Source organism: Kineococcus rubinsiae (genome assembly GCF_011839805.1).
GTDB lineage: Bacteria > Actinomycetota > Actinomycetes > Actinomycetales > Kineococcaceae > Kineococcus > Kineococcus rubinsiae.
This window is the reverse complement of record NZ_VWPY01000003.1, coordinates 134,965-156,334: the sequence shown is the minus strand read 5'-3', so window position 1 is coordinate 156,334 and position 21,370 is coordinate 134,965. Positions and strand designations below refer to the sequence as shown.

Here is a 21,370-nt window from a genome sequence, read left to right as displayed (position 1 = left end):
AGCCCCGTTGACAACCTGTGGATGACGGGGGGGCGGTTGTGCACAGGCGGTGGACAACCCTGGGGACAACACGCCGGAGCGCGACGGATGTGGCGCACGCCCGGCCTGTGACCTGCGACGATGTCGTCCACCCCGTGTGGAGGGGAAGAACTTCGGGGAGACGGGCGGGTGGCCGGCGTGTTGCGGTCGGGTAACGGTCTGGCCCGCAGGCTTCAGGTCACAGCGCGTGATGCCGAGATACTCCGGTTGGCTGTCCCCGCCCTGGGGGCCCTGGTCGCCGAGCCGCTGTTCCTGCTCGCCGACTCCGCGATCGTCGGCCGCCTCGGCACGCTGCCGCTGGCCGGGCTGGGCATCGCGGGGGCCGCGCTCTCGACCGCCGTCAGCGTCTTCGTCTTCCTCGCCTACGGCACCACCGCGAGCGTCGCGCGCCGCCTGGGCGCCGGCGACGAGAGCGGCGCGCTGGCGCAGGGCGTCGACGGGATGTGGCTCGCGCTCGGCCTGGGCGTCGTCGCGGCGCTGCTCGCCGTGCCGTCCGCGGGCTGGGTCGTCGACGCGCTCGGGGCCTCCGCCGCGGCCCACCCCTACGCCGTCACCTACCTGCACCTCAGCCTCCCCGGACTGCCCGGGATGCTCGTCGTCCTGGCGGCGACCGGGGTGCTGCGCGGGCTGCAGGACACCCGCACCCCCCTCGTGGTGGCCGGCGCCGGGGCGGTCATCAACGTCCTGCTGAACCTCCTGCTCGTGCACGGGCTGCACCTCGGCATCGCCGGCTCCGCGATCGGCACGGCCACCACCCAGGTCCTCATGGCCGTGGCGCTCGCCGTCGTCGTCGGGCGCGGGGTGCGGCGCACCGGGGCACGCGTGCGCCCCCACCCGCTCGGGGTGCTGCGCACCGCCCTGGGCGGGGTGCCGCTGCTCGTGCGCACCCTCACGCTGCGCGCCGCGCTGCTGCTCACGACCGCCGTGGCCGCCGCCCAGGGCGACGCGTCGATCGCCGCGCACCAGGTCGCGATGACCGTCTGGACGACCACCGCCCTGGCCCTGGACGCCCTCGCGATCGCCGCACAGGCGCTCGTGGGCCGCGCCCTGGGCGCCGCCGACGTCGAGGGCGTCCGCTCGAGCGTGCGGCGGATGGCGCAGTGGGGCGTCGCCGTGGGCGTCGTGCTCGGCCTGCTCGTGGGCGCCACCGCGTGGCCCGTCGCGGGCTTCTTCGCCCCGGCGCCCGACGTCCGCGCGCACCTGGCGGCCGCGCTGGTCGTCGTCGCGGCCTCGCTGCCGCTGGCCGGGTGGGTGTTCGTCCTGGACGGCGTCCTCATCGGCGCGGGCGACGGGCGCTACCTGGCCCGCGCGGGGCTCGTCACCCTGGCCGTCTACGCGCCGCTGGCCCTCCTGGTCCACGCGAGCGCCCCGGCGGGCCGCGCCGGGCTCGTCTGGCTGTGGATCGCCTTCGCGGGCGCGTTCATGCTCGCGCGCCTCGTCACGCTGGTGCGCCGCGAGCGCTCGGGCCGCTGGATGGTCACGGGCGTCTGAGGGGTACGACCGTGCGCGGACGGTCCCCGCGGGGCGGGTGTCCGCGCACGGTCGTCACCGCCGGCTCAGCGGCGGCGCGTCGTCAGGGTGAAGACGCTGATGGTGCCGTCGTCCTCGTTGCTCGTCAGGAGCAGGTCGCGCGAGGGGACGGCGAGGACGCCCTCGGGCGCCGTGCCGGTGGCCAGCACCTGCTGCAGCCGGGGCGCGCGGTCGTCGTCCAGGACGTAGGTCAGCACGGCGTTGCCCCGCTCCGAGCCGATGAACGCGTACTGCTGCGCGTTCCGGCCCCGCCCGAAGGTCGCGACCTCCGCGCCCTCGAACTCCGCTCCCTTGTCGTCGCTGCGGCCGTCGGGGTAGCGGCCGGCGCCGGCCAGCGCGCGCTCGGCGGAGCCGCCGGCCGTCCAGAGGACCTCGCCGCGGGGGGAGAACACCGTCCAGCCGCGGCCGCCGGAGGGTTCCCCGGCGAGGTCGCCCTCGTCCGCCGTGACGAGGTTCCCGTCGGCGGTCCACTGGACGCCGTCGGGTTAGCGCGGGGCGGTGAGGGGCTCGGTGAAGCTCACCCGGCCGTCGTCGTGCAGGTCGGCGTCGGTGCGGTGGACCTGCCCCGCCGAGAACGACGTCAGCACCTGCGCCGCCGCGAGGTCGACCAGGACGACGGCGTCGTTCTCCTGCAGCGTCACCGCCGCCACGCCGCGGGCGTCGACGTCGACGAACTCGGGCTCGGGGTCCTCGGGGAACGCGAGACCGGGCAGGCCGGCGACGTCGACGCGGGTCCCCCTCCAGTGGGCGACCCCACCCGTGAGGTCGAGCGCGACCACGAAGCCCGCGGGGGCCTGCGGCAGGCCGCCCTCGACCCCGCCGACGGTGAGGTCCTCGTCGCGCTGGTTCTCGATCGCCACGGCGCCCGTGCGGCCGTCGGGGGCGATGCCGATGGAGTCGGGCTGCCCGCCGAGGTCCAGGCTCCGCACGACGGTCGCCGTCCGGAGGTCCACGACGTCCAGGCGCCCCGAGGGGGTGGTGAACGCGCCGTCGGTGGTGTCGACGACGACGAGGGCGTAGCGGCCGTCCGGCGTGGTGGCCACCGAGGTGGGCTCGCCGCCGACGTGCACGACGCCGAGCTGCCGCGGGTGCGAGGGGCGGGTCAGGTCGACGAGGCCGAGCTCGCCGCGGGCGGAGTCGGTGTAGAGGACCGTGCGCCCGTCCGGGGTGACGGCCAGGATCTCCGCGACCTCCCCGCTGACGGCGAACGTGGCCGTCGGGACGAACTGCCGGTTCGCGGGCGGCCGGGGGTGGGCCGAGGCGGCGGGGGCGGACGCCGCGCCGGTGACGACCGGGACGAGGGCCAGGGCGCCGGCGACGGCGAGTCCGCGCGGGGTGCGGCGGGCGGTGGAGCGGGCGGTGGGGGACACCGGGCGTACCTCCGTAGGTGGTGGGACCGAACACCTACCGGCCGTGGACGACCTGAGCGTGTCCTGGGTGTGAACCCCCGACCACGACGCGGGGCCGTCCCCTCCACCCCGCCGACCGGCGGCCGCGCGGGCCGCGAAGCCGCGGCTCAGAACCGGCGGTCGGCCAGCACGGGCAGGCTCGCGCGCGCCGCGGCGACCTCGGTGAGGTCGAGGTCGACGACCAGCGTGCCCACCTCGGCGCCGAGCTCCGCGACGACCTGCCCGAGGGGGCCGACGACGCGGGAGTGCCCGACCCCCGTGGGGGCCCCGGTCGGCTCCTCGCCGCGGGTGGCGGGGTCGGCCTGCCCGCAGGCGGCGACGAAGCAGGTCGAGTCCAGGGCCCGCGCCGCCGTCAGGAGGTCCCACTGCTCGACCTTGCGGGGCCCCGCACCCCACGACGCGGCCAGCGCGACCACCTGGGCGCCGCGGTCGGCGAGCGCCTGGAACAGGCCCGGGAAGCGCACGTCGTAGCAGGTGGCGAGGCCCACGCCCACGCCGTCGACGTCGAGGACGACGGGTTCGGTGCCCGCCTCGACGGTGCGGGACTCCTCGAAGCCGAAGGCGTCGTAGAGGTGGACCTTGTCGTAGTGGGCGCGGACGCCGGCGCCCACCGCGACGAGGGTGTTGCGGACGCGGTCGCCGGCCGGGGTGAAGGACCCGGCCACGACGGTCAGCCCGGCGTCGTCGGCGAGGCGCTCCACGGCGCTCGCCCAGGGCCCGTCGACGGGTTCCGCGACGGGGCCCAGCGGCACGCCGAAGCGGCAGATCATGGCCTCGGGCAGGACGAGCAGCCGCGCACCGGCGTCGCGGGCGCGGGCCACCTCGGCGGCGACGAGGTCCAGGTTGGCGCGCGGGTCCGTCGTGCTGATGGTCTGGCCGAGCGCGATGCGCACGGTGCTCCTCCTCGGGTCCCGGCGCGCCGGGAGGCGTGCCGCCGCGGGTGCGGGTCGTGACCGCACGGTACCGAGCGGGCCCGCGACCTGGCGGGGAACGCCCGCCGGGGCGCGGTCCGCGCGCAGCCTCGGCGGGTGCACGCTGGGCCCGACCCGGCGTTCCGGGCTCCTCGGCAGAAGGGGTCGACGATGACCACCACCAGCAGCGGTACCAGCGTGCCCGTCGGCCCACCGCCGCCGTTCGACCCCGAGGTCGCCGCGGCCCTGGCCGCGATGGGCGGCTTCCCGCCGATCACCCCCGACCTGATCCCCGTCCTGCGCCAGGGCCTGCCCGGGCAGGAGCCGCCGTCGGACGCCGACCTCGCGCGCGGCGGCGCGTTCTCCGTCGCGGAGCGCTCGGTGCCCGGGGCGGCGGGCGACCCCGACGTGCGGTTGCTCGTCTGCCGGCCCACCGGCACGACGACGCCGGTGGGGGCCGTCTACTGGATCCACGGCGGCGGCATGGTCCTCGGCGACCACCGCAGCGGCGTCCTCGAGGCCCTGGACTGGGCGCAGGAGCTGCAGCTCGTCGTCGTGTCCGTGGAGTACCGGCTGGCGCCGGAGACCCCCCACCCCGGTCCGGTCGAGGACTGCTACGCCGGACTGGTGTGGACCGCGGAGCACGCCGCCGAGCTGGGCGTCGACCCCGCACGGCTCGTGGTGGCGGGGGCGAGCGCCGGCGGCGGGCTGTCCGCCGGGGTGGCGCTGATGGCCCGCGACCGCGGCGGCCCCGCCCTGGCGGGGCAGCTGCTCATCTACCCGATGCTGGACGACCGCAACGACTCCCCCTCCGCGGTGCAGATGGGCGACACGGGCACGTGGGGGCGCACCGCCAACGACACCGGGTGGACGGCCCTGCTAGGCGAGGCGCGCGGCGGGCCGGACGTCTCCCCCTACGCCGCCCCGGCGCGCGCGGAGGACCTCTCGGGCCTGCCGCCGGCCTTCGTCGACGTCGCCTCGGCGGAGAACTTCCGCGAGGAGGACGTCGCCTACGCGACCCGGCTGTGGCAGGCCGGGGGCCGGGCGGAGCTGCACGTGTGGCCCGGCGGGTTCCACGGCTTCGACACCTTCGCGCCGGAGACGGTGATCGCGAAGGAGGCGCGGGCGGCGCGGCTGCGCTGGCTGCGCCGGCTCCTGGCGGACTGACGCGGTCGTCGGTGGGGCCGTCGACCGGAGGGGACACCGCCGCCGGGTCCCGCGCGGGGCGATGATGACGCCGTGCGGGAGCTGACGGTGCGGCTGGCGGCGCTCGACCCCGAGGCCGGGGCGGCGCTGCGCGTCGTGTCCTACTTCGACGAGCTCGCGGCCGGGCACGCGGGGCTGCAGGCCGTCGTGCGCGGGGCGGCGGTGCTCACCGGGGGCGCCGCGGGCCTGACCGACGACCGCCGTCACCTGTCGGTGCGGGTGGCGGCCGACGGCGCCTCCTCCCCCGGCGCCCCGGACCCCGGCTGGCTCAGCACGCCCGTCGACGAGGGCGCGGTGTTGTGGCTGGAACGCACGGGCCCGGCGCGGATGGTGGACGCCGTCGTGCTGGAGCGCGCGGCGGCGCTGGCCCGGACGGTCCTCGAGCGCACGCGGCCGCTGCCGGGGGCCGGCGCGGCGGGCGGCCGCCAGGACGACGCGCTGCTGGAGGTCGTCGGCGACCCCGCCGCCGACGTCGTCGCCCGCCGCGCGGCCGCGCACGCGCTCGGCCTCGCGCCCACCGCGCCGGCCCGGGCCGTCGTGTTCGCGGGCGGCGAGCTCCGGGTGCTGCCCGCGCACGAGGCGGTCGACCCCGGTGGGCGCCGCGTGGGCGTCGGGCCGGCGGGGCCCGTCGAGGACCTGCCGGCCTCCCTCGCCGCGGCCCGCCGCGCGCTGCGGCTGACAGCCGAGGACACCCCGGGCGACCCCGGCCCCCGCGTCGTGCACGCCGAGCAGGCCCAGGCCCTGCTCCTGCTGGCCGGCACCGTGACCCCGGCCAGCCCACCGGTCGCCGACGTCGTGGCGCTGGAGCGGGCCGCCGCCGCGGCGCCCTGGATGCTCGGCACGCTGCACGCCGTCGTCTCCGCCCCCACGCGGCGCTCCGCGGCCACCGACCTGGCCGTGCACCACTCGACGCTGGCCGAGCGCCTCGCCACGGCCCAGCGCCTGCTCGGCTGGGACCTGCACGAGCCGTCGGGTCAGCAGCGGCTGCACCTCGCGCTCGTGCTGCGGCGCCTGCACCGCAACCCCGCCTGACTCCCGGCCTCCGCGAAGATCACGCCCGGTGCTCAACCGGGCGCACCCGCGTGTCGATGGACTGCTGCGCCCACTCCCCCGGTGGGCGCACCAGTCCTCCGGGAGCAGCGAGCGTCAGGCGGTGAGCGGTGCAGCCAGCGGTCGGCACCGTCGTGTCCCGGTGGCGCGCCCCGCTGCGCAGCGCGGCCTTCGCCGCCGTCTTCGCCGGGGCCGTCCTCCTTGGGCGCCTGACGGTCATGGACGGCACGAGCCTCAGTCTCGTGTGGCCCGCCGCGGGCGTGGCGGCGGCCTGGTTCGCCGTCCAGCGCGACGCCGGGACCCGCCCGCTCGACGTCGCTCTGCTCGCCGTCATCACGTGGTCGCTGAACGTCGCGACCGGCACGGGCGCCGTCCTCGCCGTGTTCTTCGTCGCCGCCAACCTCGTGCAGGTCGAGGTCTTCGTCGTCCTCCTGCGCCGCTGGTGCCCGGGCCTGTGGGGGTCGGGGGGCTCCGCACCGCTGACGGGCACGCGCACCCTCGCCCGCCTCCTGGCCGCCGCCGTCGTCGCGACCGCCGCGGGCGCCCTCGTGGGACCCACCGCCGCAGCGCTCGACACGGGCCGCTGGTCGTGGCTGGTCGTCGCGGTGTGGCTGGTCCGCAACACGGTCGCGGTCCTGCTCGTCACGGTGGCCGCGCTGCGCCTGGGCCACGTCCTCGGCGCCGTCGCCGGCCGAGCGGGGCAGGGCCCCCGGGCCACGGCCGACGCGCTCCCCCGGCAGCTGCCGTTCCTCGTCCCGCGGGGCTGGCAGGCCCTGGAGCTGGCGGCTGCCGTGCTCGCCTCGGCGCTCGCCTACGGGGCCGTGTTCTGGTTCGCCCACGGGCTGCCGCTGGCCTTCCTGCCGCTCTCCCTCACGGTGTGGGTGGCGCTGCGCTTCGACACCACGCTCGTCGCCGTCCACGGCGTCGTCGTGAGCTCGGTCGCGGTGGTCTGCACGCTCGCCGGCGGCGGCCCCTTCGCCCTCATCGCGACCGACGCCACCCGGGCCCTCGTCGTGCAGGCCTACGTCGGGCTGCTCGCCGTCATCGGCCTCATGCTCGCGGTGAGCCGCGACGAGCGCGAGGTCCTCGTGCGCCGGCTGCGCGGCTCCGAGACGCGGACGCGGGAGCTGCTGGACCAGGTCCGGCTGCGCGCCGACTTCGCCGACACCGTCCTCGCGACCGCCGACGTCGGGGTCGCGGTGTGCGACGCCGACGGCCGGCTCACGCTGCTGAACGACACCGCCCGCACCTGGTTCGGCCTGCGCCCGGACGACGACCTCGACACAGCCGGTCCCGCGCTCGACGCCCTCGTGAGCGACGGGTCCGCCCTGCGGCGGGCCCTGGCCGAGGGGCGCGTCGAGGGCCTGGAGCTGCTCGTCGCGCCGCCCGGGCGACCGCCCGTCCCCGTGACCTGCAGCGCCCGCCGCATGAGCGCCTCCGACGGCACCCACGTCGGCGCCGTCGTCGCGCTGCACGACCTGCGCGGCCTGCGCTCGCGGGAGTCGGCACTGGCCGCCGCCAACGACCGCCTGCGCGAGCACAGCGAGCACCTCGAGCGCCTGGCCCACGCCTCCCGCGCCGTGCTCACCTCCGAGGACCCGCGCCGCGCGGTCTGCGAGGCCGCCCTGGACATCGGCGGCGCCTTCTCCGTCACGCTCTGGCAGCCCGACACCGCCCGGCAGCGGTTCGTCGCCACGGCCAGCGCCGCCGACGGCGACTCCACACCGGTCGCCACGCTGCGCCTCGACCACGACGGCGACCGCGCGAGCAGCCTCGTGAGCGCGTGCTACCAGGCCGGCGAGGCGATCTTCCTGGCCGACGCGGCCCGGCACCCGCTGGCCAGCCCGCTCATCGCCGAGGTCCTCGGCGACGCGTCGGGCGTGTGGCTGCCCGTGCCCGACCCCGACGGCGGGGTGGCCGGGGTCCTGGTGGTGCTGTGGACGCAGCGCGTCGCGGTGCTGCCCGCCGCGACGTCCGCCCTGCTCACCGCCCTGGCCGGGGAGGCCGCGCACGCGTTCGACCGCGCCGACCTCGTCGCCCGGCTCGACCGGGCCGCCGGGCACGACGCCCTGACCGGCCTCGCCAACCGGCGCCGGTGGGACGAGGCGGCCGCGGCGGAGATCGCCCGCGCGGCCCGCACCGGCGACCCCGTGACGTTCGCGCTCATCGACCTCGACCACTTCAAGGCCTACAACGACACCCGCGGTCACCTCGCGGGTGACGCCCTGCTGGCCGAGTTCGCACGCCGGGCCCCGGAGCACCTGCGCGAGGGCGACGTCCTGGCCCGCTGGGGTGGCGAGGAGTTCGCCGTCGCCCTGCCCGGCTGCACGGCCGAGCAGGCCCGCACGGTCGCCGACCGCATCCGCGCCGACGTGCCCGACGGGCAGACCTGCAGCATCGGGGTCTGCCAGTGGCAGCCCGGCGCGAGCGCCGAGCAGGTCATGGCCGAGGCCGACGCCGCGCTCTACCGCGCCAAGCACCAGGGCCGCGACCAGACCGTCCTCGCCGGGTCCGAACCCTCGCTGAGCCGGTCCGGCGCAGCGCGCTGACGACGCCCCCCCACCCCGACCCACCGACCTGGAGGACCTGTGCCCGCCGCCCCCGAGCACCGCGACGAGCGGCGACGCCTCGCGTCGCTGGAGGAGCTGGACGCCCGGGCGACCAGCGCGGACGTCGAGCTGCGCGCGCTCGCGACGGAGGCGGCGCGGGCGCTCGGCATGCCGGCCGCGATGATCAGCATGGTCGGCGGCGACCGCCAGTGGTTCGCCGCCCGCCGGGGCCTCACCGGCGTCCTCGGCTACGACGCGCCCCAGACGCCGCGGGACGTGTCGTTCTGCGCGCACGTCGTGGCGGCCGAGGCACCCATCGCCGTGCCCGACGCCACCGCCGACGAGCGGTTCGCCGACAACGCCCTCGTCACCGGCCCCGAGCACCTGCGGGCCTACGCCGGCGCGCCCGTCTTCGACCGCGACGGCCTGCCGCTGGGCGCGCTGTGCGTGCTGGACCGCCACCCCCGCGACCTCGACGCCACCGCGCTGGCGGTGCTCAGCGAGCTGGCGGCGTCGGTGGGCGAGGTGCTGGACCGCCACCGCCCGGCCGCTCCCCCGGCCTGACCGGCACGACCTCACCGCCGGTCTCCACGGCCCGTCGCGGACCGGACCCGGCCGGACGCACCGGAGGCCGGTCACGCTGCTGCGTGACCGGCCTCCGGGCGACCCCTCGCGGGGTGGGCGAGCTCCCTCAGGCGGAAGCCTCGGTGACGTCGACCGTCACCTTGGCGGACACCTCGGGGTGCAGGCGGATCAGCACGGTGTGCGAACCCGTGATCTTGATCGGCTGCGGCAGCTCGACCTTGCGCTTGTCGACCGACGGGCCGCCACCGGCCGTGACGGCCAGGGCGATGTCGGCGGGCGTGATGGCACCGAACAGGCGGCCACCCTGACCGGCCCGGGCGGTGAGCACCACGGGACGCGACTCGAGGGACTGCTTGATCGACTGCGCCTCGTCGAGCGTCGCGATCTCGCGAGCCTGACGAGCCTTGCGGATGACCTCGACCTGCTTCTCGCCGCCGCGCGTCCACGGGGTCGCGAGGTTGCGGGGCAGCAGGAAGTTGCGGCCGTAGCCGTCCTTGACCTCGACGATGTCGCCGGGGGTCCCGAGGCCGGAGACCTCGTGCGTGAGGATGAGCTTCATCTCTGGTCCCCTCCTCAGCGGGCGGAGCTGCTGTAGGGCAGCAGCGCCATCTCGCGGGCGTTCTTGATCGCGGTCGCGATCTGCCGCTGCTCCTGCACGGACACACCCGTCACCCGGCGCGCGCGGATCTTTCCGCGGTCCGAGATGAACTTGCGCAGCAGCGCCGTGTCCTTGTAGTCGACCGCCTCGATCTTGGCGGCCTTGAGCGGGTTCTGCTTCTTCTTGGGCTTGCGCACGGGCACCTTGGCCATCGTGGTGCTCCCCTCTCGTGAGAGCCCGGGGGACTGCCCCGGGATGGTGGTGTTCTAGAGGTGGACGACCGTCAGAACGGCGGGTCGTCGTTGGAGGAACCGCCCCAGCCCCCGCCGGATCCGCCCTGGCTCCCGCCGGACGGGCCGGTGGCCCAGGGGTCCTCCTGCTGCTGGCCGCCGCCACCCTGACCGCCGCCGGAGTTCCCACCCCAGCCACCGCCCTGGTTCCCGCCGCCGCCGGAGTTGCCGCCGCCGCCGAAGCCACCGCCGCCGCCACCCCCGCCACCGCGCGAGGTCTTGTTGACCTTCGCGGTCGCGTAGCGCAGCGAGGGGCCGACCTCGTCGACCTGCATCTCGATGACGGTCCGCTTCTCGCCTTCCTTCGTGTCGAAGGTCCGAGACTGCAGACGGCCCGTGACGACCACGCGGGTGCCCCGGGTCAGCGACTCGGCGATGTTCTCCGCGGCCTCACGCCACACGGCGCACCGCATGAACAGCGTCTCGCCGTCCTTCCACTCGTTCGACTGACGGTCGAACGTGCGGGGGGTCGAGGCGACCGTGAAGTTCGCGACCGCCGCACCCGAGGGGGTGAAGCGGAGCTCCGGGTCGTTCGTCAGGTTCCCGACGAGGGTGATGACCGTCTCGCCGGCCATCAGGCGACCTGCGCGCGGAGCAGCTTCGTCCGCAGCACCGCCTCGTTGAGGTTGAGCTGGCGGTCCAGCTCCTGGGCGATCTCGGGCGTCGCCTGGAGGTCGACGACCGCGTAGATGCCCTCGGACTTCTTCTTGATGTCGTAGGCCAGACGGCGACGACCCCAGATGTCGACCTTGGCGACCTCGCCACCGCCCTGACGGACGACGTTGAGGAACCTGTCCAGCGACGGGCCGACGGTCCGCTCCTCGAGCTCTGCATCGAGGATGACCATGAGCTCGTAGTTGCGCGTGCTCATTCCCCACCTCCTTCGGTCTCATGCGGCCACGGTCTCTCCGTGGCAGGAGGGTGAGCGTTCAGTCTACCGGCCCTCCGACGCCCACCCTGCCGCGAGCACCGGGCGCCGGCTCCGCCCGTCCACAGGCTGGCGTCGCGCTGCGGCGCGAGCCCCCCTGTGGACCCGGCGGACGGGGCGGCCTGCGGGCCGGCTCAGGCCACGCGGACGACGAGGCGGTCGGGCGCGCCGTCGAGGACGCCGCCCGCCGGGTCGTCGTCGCCGTCGGCCCGCACGACGTCGCGCTCCGGGGTGCGCACGTCGCGCACGACGGCCACCACGAGCCACGCGATGCCCGCCGCGCGCAGCAGCACGGCGACCGCGTAGAACTCCGGCGGCAGCGCGCGGGCCGGCGTCGACTGGCCCGCGATGAACAGCCAGACGGCGCCGAAGTACAGGGCCTCGGTGACCCACCAGAGCACGTGGTCGCGCCAGCGGGGCGCGGCCAGCGCGGCCAGCGGCAGCAGCCACAGCGCCGCCTGCACGGGGAAGGACGAGCCGAGCACGCAGAATCCCGCCACGAGCAGGAACGCGACCTGCGGCACGCGGGGCCGCCGCGGCGCCCACAGCACGAAGACCGTGACGAGCAGCGACCACACCACCCACGCGGCGAGGGTCAGCGCCGTGACCGCCCCCGCGGGCAGGCCGTCCTGCGACGCGGCCTCGGTCGCCTGCTCCACCAGCTGCGGCAGCAGCCAGAGCGAGCCGTAGCCGGCGCGCTGGGGGAAGAAGCCCGCCAGGTACGCCGACCAGGCGTCGTAGGAGGTGAGCGCCAGGGGCAGGTCGACGACGAGCCAGGTCGCGACGGCGGCCGCGGCGGTCGTCGCGAAGGCGCGCAGGCGGCCGGCGCGCAGGGCGAGCAGGAGCAGGGCCAGCAGCAGCAGCACCGGGTAGGTGCGGGCGGCGACGGCGAGGCCGAGCAGGACCCCGGCCGCGACGGGGCGGCGGCGGGCCCAGCAGGCGAGGCCCGCGGTGGCCAGCGCGACCCCGGCGAGGTCGAGGGACACGAGACCTGTGATGGCCAGCAGGGGGCTGACGGCGACGAGCAGCACGTCGAGGCTGCGGCGGCGCCCGGCCGCGACGACCACGGCCGCCACGACGACGAGGGCGGCCAGCAGCAGGGCCACGGCGGTGGCGTCGAAGTAGGCGCGCTGCGCGGCGACGGTCACCTCGTGGGGCGCGAAGCGGCCGATCAGCCACGCCAGCCCGGCCGTGACCGGCGGCTGCGACAGGGACACCCCGTCGGCGTAGGGGCCGAGCCCCGACGCCAGCCCTGAGGACGTGTAGACGACGGGGGCGTCGGAGTAGCAGAGGTGGAAGAACTGGTCGGGGCTGTTCCAGCCCACCGTGCGGCAGTGGTGCTTCGCGACGGCTCCGACCGCGACCAGGACGGCCGCGAGCGCCAGCCCGAGGGGCAGCGCCCCCGCCCACCAGGGTGGCTCGCCCCCGATCCGGCGCCCCGCCGGTCCACCGACGACCTCGCTGGCCGCGCGGGCCAGGGGGTCGCTGCTGGTCGGCGACTTCGCTCGCCGTGTCGGAGTGCTCACCGACCCAGCTTCCCTCACCCGGTCGGGCCAGCGCTCGCAGACCGCTGGTCGGGGGCTTGCGTCGGCACGGCCTGGGCGGCGTCCTGCGTCGTGGACGGCGCGGAGGAGGTCGCGGCGCTCGCCGTCGGCGAGGACGTCGGGGCGTCCGTCGCCGAGGAGGTCGGCGACGCCGTGGGCGACTCGGTGGGCGAGGCCGTCGCGGTCTCGCTGGGCGAGGACGTCGCGCTGGTCGACGGCGACGGGGTGCGCGAGCGGGTCGGCGCGCTCGTCGCGGCCGGGGCACCGCGGGAGGTGCCGAGGTAGACGGGCTTCGGGAACGCCTGCGTCGGCTGGCCCTGCAGGGCCGCCCGCATGAACGCCGTCCAGACGCGGACGGGGTAGGAGCCGCCGGTGACCTCGCCGGAGCCGAGCTTGACCGTCTGCTGGCTGCCGTCCTCGCCGATCTGGTACAGCGCCACCGTCGCCGCGAGCTGCGGGGTGAAGCCCGCGAACCACGCGGACTTGTTGCCGTTGGACGTCCCGGTCTTGCCGGCCGCGGGGCGCCCGAGGTTGCGGGCGTAGCGGCCGCTGCCCTGCTGCACCACCTGCTGCATCGCGTACGTCGCGTCGGCCATCACCTCGGGGGAGAACACCCGCTGGTTGGTGGGCGACGCGGTGAAGGTCCGCGCGCCCGTCGCGTCGTCGACGGAGGCGACGGTGTGCCAGTCGTTGCGGACCCCCTGCGCCGCGAACGTCGCGTAGGCCTGCGTGACGTCGATCGGGCGCGGTGCCGCCGTCCCGAGGACGTTGGCGGGGTTGTCCGCGAGGTCCTGCGTGGTGTCGGGGTAGCCGGCCCGCACCGCGACCTGCTCGGTCTTGGCGGGTCCGACGGCGGCGTTGAGCTGCGCGTAGACCGTGTTCACCGAGTTCGCGGTGGCCGTGAGCAGGTTGATGCGCCCGAAGGACTCCGAGCCGAAGTTCCTGACGGGCGTGCTCCAGCCCTTGACCGTCATCGGACTGGACCCGCTGTAGGTGCTGCGCAGCGAGATCCCGTCCTCGAGCGCCGCGACGAGCGCGAACGGCTTGAAGGTGGACCCTGCCTGAGCTGTGTCCTGCGTCACGGCGTTACGGCTGCGCTGCAGGAAGTCCGCCCCGCCGTACATGGCCCGCACCCCGCCCGTCGCCGGGTCGATCGCCGACACCGCGACCTGGAAGCCGGCGGGCCGGTCCTCCGGCAGCTGCTCGGCGACGGCGTCCACCGCGGCGGCCTGGGCGGTCGCGTCGAACGTCGTGACGATCCGGTAGCCGCCGCGGTCCAGCTCGTCCTCGGTGAGCCCGACCGTGGGGGACAGCAGCTCGCTCCGCACGGTGGACAGCAGGTACCCGTCGGTGCCGGCGTAGGCGTCGGGCTCCTGCGACGGTTCGACGGTCGGCGGGAGCCCGGAGGCCGCGCGGTCCGTCGCCGACAACCAGCCCTCGGAGACCATGCCGTCGAGGACGTAGTCGACGCGCTGGGTGGCCGCCTCCGGGTCCTTGCGCGGGTCCAGCGCGCTGGGCGCCTTGAGCACGGCGGCCAGCAGCGCGCCCTCGGAGGCGTTCAGCTGCCCCACGTCCTTGCCGAAGTACGCCTGCGCCGCGGTCTGGATCCCGTAGGCGTTGCGCCCGAAGTAGACGGTGTTGAGGTAGTCCTGCAGCGTCTCCGACTTCGACTGCGCCTGGTCGATCTTCAGCGACAGGAAGAACTCGTCGAACTTGCGCTTGTAGGTCCGCTCGGACGTGAGGAAGTAGTTCTTCACGTACTGCTGGGTGATCGTGGAGCCGCCCTGCTGCGAGCCGCCGCTGACGTTGTTCCACACGGCGCGCGCGATGCCCGTCGGCGAGACGCCGCGGTTCTCGTAGAAGCTGCGGTCCTCGGCCGCCAGCACCGCGTGCTGCACGACGAGGGGCACCTGGTCGATCGTGACGCTCTCCCGGTTGCGGGTGGCGAAGTCGCCGATCTCGGTGGTGCCGTCGGAGTAGTAGACGGTGCTGACCTGGGCGTCCGCGAGGGCGTTCGGGTCCGGGATGTCGGTCAGCGAGTACGCCGCCGCGAAGCCGCCGACCCCGAGGACCAGACCGAGGCCGACGAGCCCACCGAGCCACGCGGCGATCCGGCGGCCGCGGCGCTTCGGGCGGCGCGCCGCCGCCTTCGTCGCGGCGCGGGTCGGGGCGGGGGCGGGTCGGCGTGCTGCCACTGCGGTCTGGTCCTCCGGCGTCGGGGAGCGCACGGCACCGGCGGTGCGCCTGGAACTGGTCCTGCTCCACCGGGGCGGCCGGCGGGGACCGGCCCCGCCGTCGGGCGCACCGGTCACATCCAGTATGCGGGCACGCCGAGGGCGGACCCCGCCCTCGGGCGGGCGCACCCCGAGGTGTGCACAGCACCTCCACGCGGCCCCGCCGGCCGCGGCGGCGGCCCGGGACGCGGGTGGATCAGGGGCGGACGGGCGGTCGGCCCGAGGCGAACGGCGGGACCGATGGCCCGCCGGACCTCGGCGGTTCCACGGTGACGGAGGCGCTCGGCAGGATCGTCGTCGTCGGGCTCGACGAGGGGCTGGTCGGCTCCGTCGTCGGCGAGGGCGACGACGTGGGGGCCGGCGACGACGGGGCCGGGGACGACGGGGGTGGCGACGAGGGGGGCGGCGACGTCGGCGGGGGCGAGGCCGGCGGCGCCGAGGAGGGCGGCGGCGGGGTGATGACCGGCGGCGTCGTCACGGGCGGTGACGTCACGGGGGGCGACGTCACGGGGGCCGACGTGACCGGGGGCGACGTGACCGGCGGGGACGACGGCACGGGCGCCGCGGACGGCGGGAACGGGCCGGACACCGCGGGCGGGATGAGCGGCGGGACGGTCGGCACCTCGCCGGCGGGCGGCACGAGCGCCTCGCCGGGCACGAGCGCGCCGGGAGCCGACGTCGGGGGGACGCCCGGCACGGTCCCGGGGGCCGTGCTCGCCGCACCGGAGGAGCTGCTGCTGGGCCGCCGGCGCGTGGTCGTCGAGGGCGCGCTGTCCCCCTCCGCGCTCTCCTGCGCCGCGCTGGGGGCCTGCGTGCTCGGGACGCCGAGCGCGTCGGTCGACTGCGTCACGGGTGCCGGCTGCACGATCGCGACGGGGTTCGGCACGTCCTTGAGGCGGCCCTGCTGCACGGCGGCGATGGCGATGCCCGCCCCGGCGGTGGCCAGGACGAGGGCCCCGACGACGACGGCGACCGGCCGGCGGGGCAGCGAGCGGGTGCCGGCCGCGGCGCGCGCGGGGTCCTCCGCGACGACGTGGCCGACCGGGACGACGGGCAGCGCCTCGGTGGCGGGCGACGGGTCGACGTGGGCGCGCAGCGCGTTGACCCACAGCGGCAGCCGGTCGGGGCGGTCGTGCGGGTCGGTCGCGACGGCCTGCAGCAGCAGCTCCGCCATCCCCGGGTGCGGGGCCGTGTACGGCGCGGCGCCGAGCTGGCGGCGCACGAGGTCGAGGTCGGGCTCGCCGTCGTGGCCGACGACGGGCGGCTGGCCCGTCAGGACGGTGATGGCGGTGGCGCCGAAGCCGAAGACGTCGCTGGCGGCCGAGGGCAGGCCGCCCGCGCGCACCTCGGGGGCGGTGTAGGGCGAGGCCGGGTCGCCGTGCAGGGGGCCGCGGCGCAGCCCGCCCAGGCTGGCCCCGGCCAGGCGCACGCCGTCGGACGGCCAGAACCCGCCGAGCCGGACGGTGCGCGGGGAGATGTCGCCGTGGACCAGCGGGGGCACGTGGTCGGAGCCGCGGTGCAGCTCCTGCAGGACGCCGGCCGCGGTCGCGAGGACCGTGAGGCGCTCCTGCACGGGGGCGCCCGGGTCGTCCCGCAGCCAGTCGGCCACCGAGCGGCCCGAGGCCTGCTCCAGCACCGCGTAGCTCCACGGCTCGTCGTCGGCGACGGCCCGCCCCGGCGCGTGCGGCGCCGGGCCGCGGAAGGTCGTGACCACGCCGGCGAGGCGCTCGTGCCGCACCCGGGTGAGCCCGGCGGCGCGCTCGCGCCACATCTCCTGCTCGGCCTGGTGGCCCTCGGCGTCCTGACCGGCGCGCGGCGTGGGCCGCAGCGTCACGAGGGTGAACAGCGCGTCCCCGGCCCCCGCGTCGCGGTCCAGGACGTGCCAGCCCTCGTCGGGGCCGTCGGCCGGGCCGAGGATCTCGTAGCGGTCCTCGTCCCCCACCGGGCCCGCGCAGTGCCGCACGATCGACGGGACGTCCGCAGCGCCGGTCACCCGGTCGTCAGGCCATCCCTCGGTCACGGTGGCTCCTCAGGGCCTCGGCGGTGCGACGTGCGCACCGTGGTCGGAGTTCCATGATGCCGCATCCGGGGGCCGCGACCGCCCGTTCGCGGCAACGGTCCGGTGGAGCGCCTTGCACCCCAGGCGCACCGGGGGTAAAAGGCGTCCGTCGCGTCTGCTCCCCTCCGACGCGCTCACGCGCCCCGGGGTTCCCTCACGCCCCGGACGTGACGGGCTGGTCGAACACGGTGACGCGCGGCACCGGCCCGTCGAAGGACGACACCTCGACGGCGGCGTGCTGCCCGGTGCAGCCCTGCGCCAGCCGCGACGTGCCCGTGTCGGTCGTCAGCACGTTGACGTTGCCGTGCCCGCACGTCACCCCGGCCGCGGCGCCCGCGACGGGGTCGAACCAGGCGCCCGTCGACATCTGCGCGACGCCCTCGCGCACGTCCGCGGACGCCACGAGCCCGGCGAGGCAGCTGCCGCGCCGGCTGCGGACCACGACGACCTGCCCGGCCACCAGGCCGCGCGCGCGCACGTCGGCGGGGTGCATGCGCAGCGGTTCGCGCCCCGCCACCTTCGACGCCTGCGACGTCGCCCCGTGGTCGAGCTGGCTGTGCAGGCGGCCCGCCGGGTTGTTCGCGACGAGGTGCAGGGGGAACGCCGCGTCGGGACGCTCCTCGGGCTCGCGCCACACGGGGTGCCCGGGGCAGTCGTCGTAGCCGAATCCGGCGACCACGGCCGAGTGCAGCTCGATGCGCCCGCTGGGCGTGCGCAGCGGGTGGCGCTGCGGGTCGGCGCGGAAGGACGCGAGCAGGACCCGCTCGGTGGGTTCCGGCGGCAGCACCAGCTCGCCGGCGGCGACGAAGCCCGCGTAGGGCGGCGCGTCGATCCCGGCGCGCGCCGCAGGCCCCTCCCGCCACTGCTCGTAGAGGTGCTCGACCCACTGCTGCGCCGTGCGGCCCTCGGTGAACCGCTCCCCCACCCCGAGGCGCTGCGCCAGGGCGGCGAGGACCGCGTAGTCGTCGCGCGCCTGGCCGAGGGGCTCGTGCACGCGGCCCATCGCGATGACCCGGTCGTCGTAGCGGGCGGCGCCCAGGTCGACGCGCTCCATCGTCGTCGTCGCGGCCAGCACGACGTCGGCGTGGCGGGCCGTGGACGTCCAGAACGGCTCGTGCACGACGACGGTGTCCGCGGCCCGGAACGCCCGCTGCAGGCGCTGCAGGTCCTGGTGGTGGTGGAAGGGGTTGCCGCCCGCCCAGTGCACGAGCCGCAGCCGCGGGTAGGTCTCGGTGCGCCCGTCCACGGCGTACTCCTCGCCGGGGTGCAGCAGGGCGTCGGCGATGCGCGCCACCGGGATGCGCCGGCGCAGCGGGTCGCCGAACTGCGGCAGGGTCGGCAGCGCGAGGCTGCCCGCGCGCCGCGCCACCCCGCCCGTGGAGCCGTAGCCGTGGCCGAACCCGCCGCCCGGCAGGCCGATCTGGCCCAGCAGCGCGGCGAAGGCGATCGCCGCCCACAGCGGCTGCTCGCCGAAGCGGGCGCGCGGCACCGACCAGCTCAGCGTCACCAGGGTGCGCCCCGCCGCGGCCCGCCGGGCCAGGGCGCGGATCCGCTCCGCGCTGATCCCCGTCAGGGGTGCGGCCCACTCGGGCGTCTTCTCCACGCCGTCGTCGCCGCCGCGCAGCGACGCGAGGAACTCCTCAGGCCCCGCGCAGTGCGTGCGCAGGAACTCCTCGTCGTGCAGGCCCTCGGTGACCAGGACGTGCGACATCGCCAGGAGCAGCGCGGTGTCCGTCCCGGGCTCGACGGCGTACCAGTCGGCGTCCAGCTCGGCGGCCAGGTCGTCGCGCAGCGGGGAGACGAGGACGAACTCGGCGCCCCGCGCGCGGGCCCCGCGCAGCCGCCCGGCGACCTCGTGGCGGCTGATCCCGCCCGAGGCGACCTGCGCGTTCTTCGCGGGCAGGCCCCCGACCGCGATGACGAGCTCCGTCGTCGCCTCCACGACCGACCACGCCGTCGGCGAGACCAGCGCCTCCAGCGACCCCAGGACGTGCGGCAGCAGCACCTCGGCCGTGCCGTGGCTGTAGGTGCCGCTGGAGCGCGTCGCGCCGCCCAGGCAGTTGAGGAAGCGGTGCAGCTGGCTCTGCGCGTGGTGGAAGCGCCCCGCGCTGGCCCACCCGTAGGAGCCCCCGAAGACCGCCTCGGGGCCGTCGGTGTCCAGGACCCGCCGGTACTCCGCGGCGAGGCGGTCCAGCAGCTCGTCCCAGCCGACGGCGAGGAACTCGTCGCGCCCGCGCCGCTCGTCGGGGCCCGCGCCGTCCTCCCACCAGCCGCGCCGCACGTGCGGGCGCAGCACGCGCGCCCTGCCGGTCGCGGCGACCGGGAGGTTGGCGAGCAGGGCGGAGGGGTCCGGGTCGTCGGGGTGGGGGCGGACGCCGACGCTGCCGTCGGCCTCGCGGACGGCGGTGAAGGAACCCCAGTGCGACGCGTGCGGGACGGTGCTCACGCGCCCAGGATCCGGCACGCGCGCGGCGCGGGGGAAACTTCGTCCGTCCGGGCGCTCAAGGTCCGGCCCCGACCTGCCGAAGAGGGCACATGATCACGGCACCGGCCCGAGGTGGGGACCTCACCCGTCCGGCCCAGCGACGTCGCGACGGCACCTCGGGCGGCGGTCCTTCGAACGGCGGCTACGGGAGCGTCCGGGGCGGCGGGCCGCGGCTCGCGGTGACCACGGCCGCCGTCGTCGCCGTGCTGGGTGTGCTGATGACCGGGCTCGTCGGTGCCGACTCGCTCGGCGCCACCGTCTGGTGGCCCGCGGCGGGCGCGGCCCTGGCGCTCGCGGTCCGGCGCCCGGCGCGCCGCTGGTGGGTGGTCGGCGGGACCCTCGTGGGCACCGTCGTCGCCGGCCGCCTCGTGGGGGACGACGCGTCCGCGACCGCGGTCTTCGCGAGCGCCCAGGCGCTGCAGTGCGGCGTCGGCGCCTCCGTCGTGACGCTGCTGGCCGGCGGCGCGCCCGTGCGGCTGCGGCGCGGCCGCGACGCGTGGGGGCTGAGCGCGGGCGCGGTGGCTGGCATCCTCGCGGCGGCGCCGCTCGCGCAGTCGACGGACGCCTCGACGCAGGTGCTCGCCTACGTCCCGACGCAGGTGCTGGGCGTGCTGCTCGTGGCCCCGCTGCTGCTGCTGCCGGTGCCCACGCCCCCCTCCGACGCCCGCTCCGCCCGCCTCGCGGCCCTGGAGTGGTTCGGCGTCCTCGCGACGGCGGCCGGGATCTCGGCGACCGTCTTCCTGTTCTCCGACCCGGGCCCCTGGTCGTTCGTCGTCGTCGTGCCGCTGCTGTGGGGCTCGGCGCGGCTCGAGGTGGGCCGGGCGCTGAGCGCGCTGCTCCTGGTCGCCGTGGTCACGACCGCGGGGACGGTCGGCGCGGCCGGCTCCGCCGCGCTGCTGACGTCGCCCCAGCTGCACGTGCTGCAGGCGCTGCTCTCCACCGCCGGGGCCGTGACGCTCGTGATGACGCTGGTGGTGCGCTCCCGCGAGCGCGCCGTGGTGGTCGCCGGCCGCCGCGAGGAGCTGTTCCGCCGGACCTTCGACGACGCGCTGCTCGGGGTGGCGCTGCTGCGGCTGCGCGCCGACGGCTCGGCGACGGTCGCCCGCGTCAACGACCGCCTCGTCTCGATGCTGGGCACGGGCGACGTGGTGGCGGGTTCCGACTGGGCCGACCAGGTCGCCGACGTGCACCGCGACGCGTTCGTCGACGCGGTGCAGGGCCTCGTCGAGGGCGTCGCGGCGGGCGAGCCCGGGCACTGGCACGCCGAGCTGCAGCACGGGGACGGGCGGGTGTGGCTGGAGCTGGCGATGGCGGCCTGGCCGACCACTCCGGACGGTGCGCGCACCGGCGACATCGCGGCCGTCGTGCAGGTCGCCGACGTGACCCAGCGCCGCCTGGTGCAGCGCCGCCTGCGCGAGGCCGCGCTGCACGACCCGCTGACGGGTCTGCCGAACCGGACGCTGCTGGAGGACCGGCTGCGCCACGCGCTGGACGCCTCCTCGCGCTCGGGGCGCCGGGTCGCGCTCCTGTACTGCGACCTCGACGACTTCAAGCCGGTCAACGACACGGGCGGCCACGCGGCCGGCGACCACGTCCTCATCGGGGTCGCGCAGCGGCTGACGCACGCCGTGCGCCCGGGCGACACGGTGGCCCGCCTGGGCGGCGACGAGTTCGCCGTTGTGTGCCCCGACCTGCCCGACGAGGCCGCGGCGCAGGCCGTCGCCCAGCGCGTCGTCGACGCCATGCGCACGCCGTTCCCGGTGGCGGGGTGGTCGTTCGACGTCGGCATCAGCGTCGGCCTGGCGATGGCCGAGCTCGGCGCGGACCCGCAGCGGGTGCTGCAGCAGGCCGACGGCGCGATGTACGAGGCGAAGGGCTCCGGGAAGGGCCGGGTCCGCGCGGCGGGCGTCAAGGTCCTGGACCTGCGCGCGCAGCCCCGCACCGGCAGCTGAC

General features: G+C 76.8%; 16 protein-coding genes and 1 pseudogene. 6 read left to right on the top strand and 11 right to left on the bottom strand.

Annotated features, from left to right (window positions below):
- Positions 1-246 precede the first annotated feature (246 nt).
- Positions 247-1,530 (top strand): MATE family efflux transporter, encoded by a 1,284-nt coding sequence (locus F1544_RS03715; protein ID WP_244307805.1) that lies wholly within the window; start codon positions 247-249, stop codon positions 1,528-1,530.
- Between the two features lie 65 nt (positions 1,531-1,595).
- Here the strand turns inward: F1544_RS03715 and F1544_RS03710 are convergent.
- The 3 genes and pseudogenes from F1544_RS03710 to F1544_RS03700 all read right to left on the bottom strand — a co-directional run.
- Positions 1,596-1,967 (bottom strand): annotated as a pseudogene (locus F1544_RS03710) (choice-of-anchor I domain-containing protein); the annotation flags it as partial.
- A gap of 87 nt (positions 1,968-2,054) precedes the next feature.
- Positions 2,055-2,939, bottom strand: a complete 885-nt coding sequence (locus F1544_RS03705) for a YncE family protein (RefSeq protein WP_167582215.1) — start codon at positions 2,937-2,939, stop codon at positions 2,055-2,057.
- A 146-nt stretch (positions 2,940-3,085) separates the two neighbouring features.
- Entirely contained in the window at positions 3,086-3,871 is a 786-nt protein-coding gene (locus F1544_RS03700) for a carbon-nitrogen hydrolase family protein (protein WP_167582213.1), read from the bottom strand.
- A 189-nt stretch (positions 3,872-4,060) separates the two neighbouring features.
- Here F1544_RS03700 and F1544_RS03695 point away from each other — a divergent pair, with 189 nt between their 5' ends.
- The 4 genes from F1544_RS03695 (at position 4,061) to F1544_RS03680 (ending at position 9,258) form a co-directional block, all read left to right on the top strand.
- Entirely contained in the window at positions 4,061-5,056 is a 996-nt protein-coding gene (locus F1544_RS03695) for an alpha/beta hydrolase (RefSeq protein WP_167582211.1), read from the top strand.
- A 72-nt stretch (positions 5,057-5,128) separates the two neighbouring features.
- A complete protein-coding gene (locus F1544_RS03690; protein ID WP_167582209.1) occupies positions 5,129-6,127 on the top strand; it encodes a helix-turn-helix domain-containing protein in 999 nt (332 codons plus the stop codon).
- Positions 6,128-6,255: 128 nt separating this feature from the next.
- Positions 6,256-8,694: a diguanylate cyclase domain-containing protein gene (locus F1544_RS03685; RefSeq protein WP_167582207.1), complete on the top strand. Its 2,439-nt coding sequence runs from the start codon at positions 6,256-6,258 to the stop codon at positions 8,692-8,694.
- 39 nt (positions 8,695-8,733) lie between these two features.
- Complete coding sequence (locus tag F1544_RS03680; RefSeq protein ID WP_167582201.1) at positions 8,734-9,258, top strand: GAF domain-containing protein; 525 nt, start codon at positions 8,734-8,736, stop codon at positions 9,256-9,258.
- A gap of 127 nt (positions 9,259-9,385) precedes the next feature.
- Here the strand turns inward: F1544_RS03680 and rplI are convergent, their stop codons facing one another.
- From rplI to F1544_RS26090, 8 genes are all read right to left on the bottom strand, one after another.
- A complete protein-coding gene (rplI, locus tag F1544_RS03675) occupies positions 9,386-9,838 on the bottom strand; it encodes a 50S ribosomal protein L9 (RefSeq protein ID WP_167582199.1) in 453 nt (150 codons plus the stop codon).
- A 14-nt stretch (positions 9,839-9,852) separates the two neighbouring features.
- Positions 9,853-10,089: a 30S ribosomal protein S18 gene (gene rpsR, locus F1544_RS03670; protein WP_104431617.1), complete on the bottom strand. Its 237-nt coding sequence runs from the start codon at positions 10,087-10,089 to the stop codon at positions 9,853-9,855.
- A gap of 71 nt (positions 10,090-10,160) precedes the next feature.
- Entirely contained in the window at positions 10,161-10,742 is a 582-nt protein-coding gene (locus F1544_RS03665; protein ID WP_167582197.1) for a single-stranded DNA-binding protein, read from the bottom strand.
- A complete protein-coding gene (gene rpsF / locus F1544_RS03660) occupies positions 10,742-11,038 on the bottom strand; it encodes a 30S ribosomal protein S6 (RefSeq protein WP_167582195.1) in 297 nt (98 codons plus the stop codon). The genes F1544_RS03665 and rpsF overlap by 1 nt, the downstream gene beginning before the upstream one ends.
- A 191-nt stretch (positions 11,039-11,229) precedes the next feature.
- Positions 11,230-12,621 carry a glycosyltransferase 87 family protein gene (locus F1544_RS03655; RefSeq protein ID WP_167582193.1) on the bottom strand — a complete coding sequence of 464 codons (1,392 nt, stop codon included), beginning with the start codon at positions 12,619-12,621 and terminating at the stop codon, positions 11,230-11,232.
- A 14-nt stretch (positions 12,622-12,635) separates the two neighbouring features.
- A complete protein-coding gene (locus tag F1544_RS03650; protein WP_167582191.1) occupies positions 12,636-14,834 on the bottom strand; it encodes a transglycosylase domain-containing protein in 2,199 nt (732 codons plus the stop codon).
- Between the two features lie 235 nt (positions 14,835-15,069).
- Entirely contained in the window at positions 15,070-16,893 is a 1,824-nt protein-coding gene (locus F1544_RS03645) for a serine/threonine-protein kinase (protein ID WP_167582189.1), read from the bottom strand.
- A 193-nt stretch (positions 16,894-17,086) separates the two neighbouring features.
- On the bottom strand, positions 17,087-19,378 hold the full coding sequence (locus tag F1544_RS26090; protein ID WP_167582187.1) for a molybdopterin-dependent oxidoreductase: 2,292 nt from the start codon (positions 19,376-19,378) through the stop codon (positions 17,087-17,089).
- Between the two features lie 89 nt (positions 19,379-19,467).
- On the opposite strand from F1544_RS26090, the gene F1544_RS03635 reads away from it, so the two are divergent.
- A complete protein-coding gene (locus tag F1544_RS03635; RefSeq protein WP_167582185.1) occupies positions 19,468-21,369 on the top strand; it encodes a diguanylate cyclase domain-containing protein in 1,902 nt (633 codons plus the stop codon).
- Position 21,370: the final 1 nt, after the last annotated feature.